At 70.4% G+C, this 5,248-nt stretch carries 5 protein-coding genes; 3 read left to right on the top strand and 2 right to left on the bottom strand.

Annotation, left to right across the window (positions count from 1 at the left end; genetic code table 11):
• Positions 1 to 293: 293 nt before the first annotated feature.
• Positions 294 to 740 (top strand): GNAT family N-acetyltransferase, encoded by a 447-nt coding sequence (locus V7050_RS17840; RefSeq protein WP_324370131.1) that lies wholly within the window; start codon positions 294 to 296, stop codon positions 738 to 740.
• Positions 741 to 752: 12 nt separating this feature from the next.
• Here V7050_RS17840 and V7050_RS17845 read toward each other — a convergent pair whose 3' ends face one another.
• Together V7050_RS17845 and tmpT are read right to left on the bottom strand one after the other, a co-directional pair.
• On the bottom strand, positions 753 to 2,078 hold the full coding sequence (locus tag V7050_RS17845; protein WP_324410955.1) for a multidrug effflux MFS transporter: 1,326 nt from the start codon (positions 2,076 to 2,078) through the stop codon (positions 753 to 755).
• 107 nt (positions 2,079 to 2,185) lie between these two features.
• Complete coding sequence (gene tmpT, locus V7050_RS17850; protein WP_324370128.1) at positions 2,186 to 2,818, bottom strand: thiopurine S-methyltransferase; 633 nt, start codon at positions 2,816 to 2,818, stop codon at positions 2,186 to 2,188.
• A gap of 185 nt (positions 2,819 to 3,003) precedes the next feature.
• Here tmpT and V7050_RS17855 point away from each other — a divergent pair, with 185 nt between their 5' ends.
• Both V7050_RS17855 and V7050_RS17860 read left to right on the top strand, forming a co-directional pair.
• Positions 3,004 to 4,125, top strand: a complete 1,122-nt coding sequence (locus V7050_RS17855) for a carbohydrate ABC transporter permease (protein ID WP_324370126.1) — start codon at positions 3,004 to 3,006, stop codon at positions 4,123 to 4,125.
• Positions 4,122 to 5,021: a carbohydrate ABC transporter permease gene (locus tag V7050_RS17860; protein WP_324374137.1), complete on the top strand. Its 900-nt coding sequence runs from the start codon at positions 4,122 to 4,124 to the stop codon at positions 5,019 to 5,021. Before V7050_RS17855 ends, V7050_RS17860 begins: the two co-directional genes overlap by 4 nt.
• The last annotated feature ends 227 nt before the right edge of the window (positions 5,022 to 5,248 follow it).

The following is a 5,248-nucleotide window of genomic DNA, read 5'->3' on the forward strand; positions in this document are numbered from 1 at the left end:
CCCGGCAGGGCCGGCGCGGCCCGATCGCCACGGGTCGATCGGGCTGGGGACACCCCCCGGCAGGAGCAGGAGTCGACCGCGAGGGCCGCAGGCAATAGCGTGAACATCCGGTAAAGGCGCGCGCTTTTCCTACATGATTTCAAATTGTTAGCGAAATGTGCGCACGCGCACATCCCGCCTCGGACCGATCCCCCCCTCGGGATCGGCCCCGGTCGCGCGGCCGGTTCCCGCCGGGCTCGACCGCGCCACCACCGCCGTGATACCGATGGCCGTCCCGCAACCCGGAGGCCGTCATGACGCTTCCGATCCGCGCGCCGCGCGCCACGGACCGCCCCGAATGGGAGCGGCTCTACCAGGGCTATGCCGAGTTCTACCGGGTCACCCAGACCGCGGCGATGCGTGCGACCGTCTGGTCCTGGCTCATGGATGAGGCGCATGCGGTCGAGGGCCGCGTCGCGGTGGATGCCGAGGGCGATCTGGTCGGGCTCGCGCATTTCCGCCCCTTCGCCCGGCCGCTCGCGGCGAGCACCGGCGGCTTTCTCGACGATCTCTTCGTCGCGCCCGAGGCCCGCGGCCACGGCGCCGCCGAGGCGCTGATCGCCTCGGTCCGGGCCGAGGGCGCCGCGCGCGGCTGGAGCGTGATCCGCTGGATCACCGCCGAGGACAATGCCCGCGCCCGCGCCGTCTACGACCGCCTGGCCGACCGCACAAGCTGGGTGACCTACGACATCCGGCTCTGAGCGCCGCCGCCGTCAGCGCGGGTCGGGTGGCTCCTCCGGGAGCAGCGTGCGGCCCACCGGCAGGCCGGCGATGGCATCGCCGCGCGGCTCGGGCCCGGCGCGCTGCGGATGGCGGCGATGATCGGCATAGGCGAGGCAGGCGAAGGCGCCCATGAGCGGGATGAGCGTGCCCATGGCGAGCAGCGGATCGCCCATCAGCGCCCCGAGCGAGCCCATCACCAGGCCCGCGCCCATCTGCAGGAACCCCATCAGCGCCGCCGCCGCCCCGGCGATGCGCGGAAAGGGCGCCAGCGCCGCCGTGGTCATCGCCGGCATCACGAAGGCGATGCCCGCGGCATAGACCGCCACCGGCAGCATCACATGCAGCAGCGTGGGCGGCCGGACCAGCAGCGTCAGCACCCCGAGACTGCCGAGCGCGATCAGACCCAGCCCCGGCGCGACGAGGCCATAGGCGCTCACGCGGCGCATCAGCGCCCGGACCAGCAGCGAGCCGGCGAAGAAGCTGCCCGACTGGAAGAGCATGCTGAGGCCGAATTCCGCGGGGCTGAGGCCGACCCGCTGCATGAGGATGAAGGGCAGGAAGGTCGCCTGGGCATAGAGCGCGCCGATCGACCCGGCCACCACGCCGGAGCAGGCGAGGAAGTGCCGGCTGCCAAGGAGCTCGCGGTAGGATGCCCAGAGCGCGGCGAACCGCAGCCGCGCGCGATCCGCCGGCGCCGTCTCGCGCATCGCCAGCCCGGTGACCGTCACCGCGACGGCCCCGAAGGCCGCCATGGCGACGAAGATCGACCGCCATCCCGCCGCGATCAGCAGGAGCCCTCCGATCGTCGGCGCCAGCGCCGGGCCGAGGGCGAGGATGATGCCGATCAGGTTCATGATCCGCGACGACCGCTCCCCGGTGAAGAGGTCGCGCACGATGGCGCGGCTGATCGCCACCCCCGCCGAGGCGCCGATCCCCTGCAGGAAGCGCGCCACCATCAGCGCCTCGACCGAGGGTGCGGCGAGCGCCGCGAGGCTCGCCAGGCAATAGACGCCCAGGAAGGCGAAGGTCACCGGACGCCGCCCCAGCGCGTCCGAGAGCGGCCCCGCGATCAGCTGCGCGCAGGCGAAGCCGCCGAAATAGAGCGTCAGCGTCATCTTCACCGCGGCCTCGGTGGTGCCGAAGGCGCGCATGATCTCGGTCATCGCGGGCGTGTAGAGCGCCATGGAGATCGGCCCGATCGCCACCATCAGCCCGCCGATCAGCGCCACCCGCCGCTCGGTCATCACCGGCGCGTGGCCGGCGGCGGACGCCGGCGCGGAACGCCGCGCGTCGGGATCGGTGGCTTGCGCCATCATGCCCTTCCGGATGGCCTCGCGGGAAGCCCGCCCCTCAACCTATCGGTGCAGCCATCCGGGTCAAGCCCGGGCGCGGCCCGACGGGGGCGCCGCGCCGTCGTCCGGCATCACCGCAGCAGCCAGACCGTCTCCTGCACCGGCCCCGCCCCCTTCAGGCCGCCTTCCAGGGCGGCGCGGGCCAGCTCCGTCACCTGATAGCGCGCGCCGTGCACGCGCGTCACCTCCGCGCCGTCGATCGAGAAGGGCGGGCCCTGCCGCGTGGTCTGGTCGTATTCCATGCAGATCAGGAACTGCGGCGCGGAGCGAGTGATCGCGGCGACATGGGCGGCATATCGCTCGCGCAACCCGGCGGGCAGGGCCACCAGGGCCGCGCGGTCATAGACCGCGGCCACGGCGCCGAGCATCGCGGCGGTGAGATCGAAGACGTCGCCCACGAAGACCTCGACCTCGCCGGCGGCGAAGCGCAGGAGCGGCCCGGAGGCCGATGTCTCGGGTTCGACCCCGAGCTCCTCGAAGAGCTGCTCGACCGCGAGCCGGCTCAGCTCCGCGCCGACGACGCGGTACCCTCGGGACAGGAGCCAGGCGATGTCGCGTGTCTTGCCGCAGAGCGGCACGAAGATGCGCGCATGCTCGGGCAGCAAGAGCGCCGCGAAATGCCGCACCAGTAGTGCATTGGCCTCGCCCTGGTGAAAGCCGATCTCGTTGCTCTCCCAGCGCCGATGCCAGAAAGCCGCGTCCATGTCTCCACCCTCCGGGGGAACCGATGCCATGGCGGTGCCGGCGGCCGTTCCCGCGGCTTCATTCTGTGGTCAGGGCGGGGCCTTTGCAATCGTCGCCTCCACCGCAATCCTCGGACCGCGTGACCGGAGAACGGCCGGCGAAGAATCGAGTTAACTCGGCCCCTGCCGGCGGCTAGGCTGCCGCGATGACCGCCGTCGACGCCGACCGCCTCCACACCGTCTCGCCCGACGATCTTCCTGCCGGGCGTGTCCGCGCGGGGCGGATCCTGATCTGGCTGGCGAGTGCGGTGCTGGTGGGGACCTTTCTCCTCCAGGCCCTTCACGCTGCGGGCATGCTCGCCCCCGGCTTCGCGACCTGGCGGCCGGTGGTCTATGCCTATGTCGCCTGGGGCATCGCGCTCGGGATCGCGCAGGTCCTGATGCGTGGCGAACAGGGCAAGCGGGTGCTCTTCGTGCTTCCGGCGGTGCTCTTCACCGTCGCGATGGTAATCTTCCCGCTGCTCTTCGGCCTCTGGATCGCCTTCTCCGACTGGAACCTCAGCGGCGCCACGGGGCGGCGGTTCAACGGGCTCGACAATCTGCGCCAGATGTGGACCGATCCGTTCTACTGGAACGCGCTCAGGACCATGCTCTGGTATGTGCTCGCGATCCTGGTGGAATACGCCATCGCCTTCGGACTCGCGATGCTGCTCAACGCCGACATCCGCGCGCGCAAGTTCTGGCGGGTGGTGTTCCTGATGCCGCTGATGCTCTCGCCGGTGGCGGTGAGCTGGATGGTCGGCAAGTCCATGCTGGAGATTCGCTTCGGCCCCGTCGCGAGCTTCGCGCGCTGGCTCGGCTGGGACAGCCCCTCCTTCTTCGGCACGCCCGAGATCGCGCGGGCCACCATCATGGTGATGGACGCCTGGACCTTCATCCCCTTCATGATGATCATGCTGCTGGCCGGGCTCCAGTCACTGCCGCGCGAGGTGCTCGAGGCCGTCCGCGTCGACGGCGCCACCCGCTGGCAATCCTTCCGCGAGGTGATCTTTCCGCTGATGCTGCCCGTCAGCGTCACGGTGATCGTCATCCGCATCATCTTCAAGCTCAAGCTCGCCGACATCATCATCACCGTGACCTCCGGCGGCCCCGGCGGGGCCACGGATTCGGTGACGAGCTTCATCTTCCGCGAATACCGCGACCGCTCGAACGTCGGCTACGGCACGCTGCTCGCCATGGTCTATCTGGTGCTGATCGTGATCTCGGTGACGGCGCTCCTGAGCCTCTTCAACCGCCTGCTCGCCAGGTCGCACGGGGTAAGTCAATGAGCGCGGAGGAGGCCGTGTCGGGGAGCCGCGGCGCCTGGGCCTCGCGCACCGCGATCTATGCCGCGCTGATCCTCTGGTCGGTCATCTGCCTCTTTCCGATCTTCTGGACGGTCACCACCTCGTTCAAGACCGCGCCCGACGTCACGCAGGGCCATCTGATCCCCTTCGTCGATTTCCAGCCGGACTGGCGGGGCTGGCGCTCGCTCGGGCTCTCGCCCGACACGATCGGCGAGATCTCCACCCCGCGCGCGGAATTCCTCAAGCGGTTCTGGAACAGCGTCATCGTCGCGACCAGCGCCTCGGCGCTCGCCGTCGTGCTGGGCTCGCTGGCGGCCTACGGGCTCAGCCGCTTCAGCTACCGCTTCGGCTTCATGCGCAACAAGGACATCTCCTTCTTCTTCCTCAGCCAGCTGATCCTGCCCCCCGTGGTGCTCGCGCTGCCCTTCCTGGTGCTCTACAAGGAACTCGCCCTGCTCGACAGCCGCGTGGGCATCATCCTGATCTACACGCTCACCGTGCTGCCGATCGTCATCTGGATCATGCGCGACCAGTTCCACGGCATCCCGGTGGAGCTCGAGGAGGCGGCGCTGGTCGACGGGCTCTCGATCTGGGGCGCGTTCTTCCAGATCGTCCTGCCCATCGCCCTGCCCGGCATGGTCGCGGCCTTCATCCTCAGCCTGGTGCTGTGCTGGAACGAATATTTCTTCGCCGCGCTGCTGACCTCCACCTCCGCCAATACCCTGCCGGTGATGGTGGCGAGCCAGACCGGCAGCCAGGGCATCAACTGGTGGTCCATGGCCGCGCTCTCCACCGCGGCGATCCTGCCGCTGGTGATCATCGGCATCGTCCTGGAACGCTACATCATCAAAGGCATGGCGGCGGGCGCGGTGAAGTGAACCCGATACACCCAAGCCGGGGCACAGGGGCACGGACCAACGATGCCAGCGGCCGCGGCTACCAGCGTCCGGTCGCCGCCGCCCGCAGCAGCGCCGCGCGGGCGCGGATGGGCGCGACCTCGAGCTCTCCGCGCCAGACCGCTCCGGGATCGGCGGCGGCGCGGCCGAGGCGCAGACCGGCGAGCCAGCCGGGCAGCAGGGCCGGCAGGACCGCCCGCGGCACGAGG

This window comes from Amaricoccus sp. (assembly GCF_036846665.1).
Lineage (GTDB): Bacteria > Pseudomonadota > Alphaproteobacteria > Rhodobacterales > Rhodobacteraceae > Amaricoccus.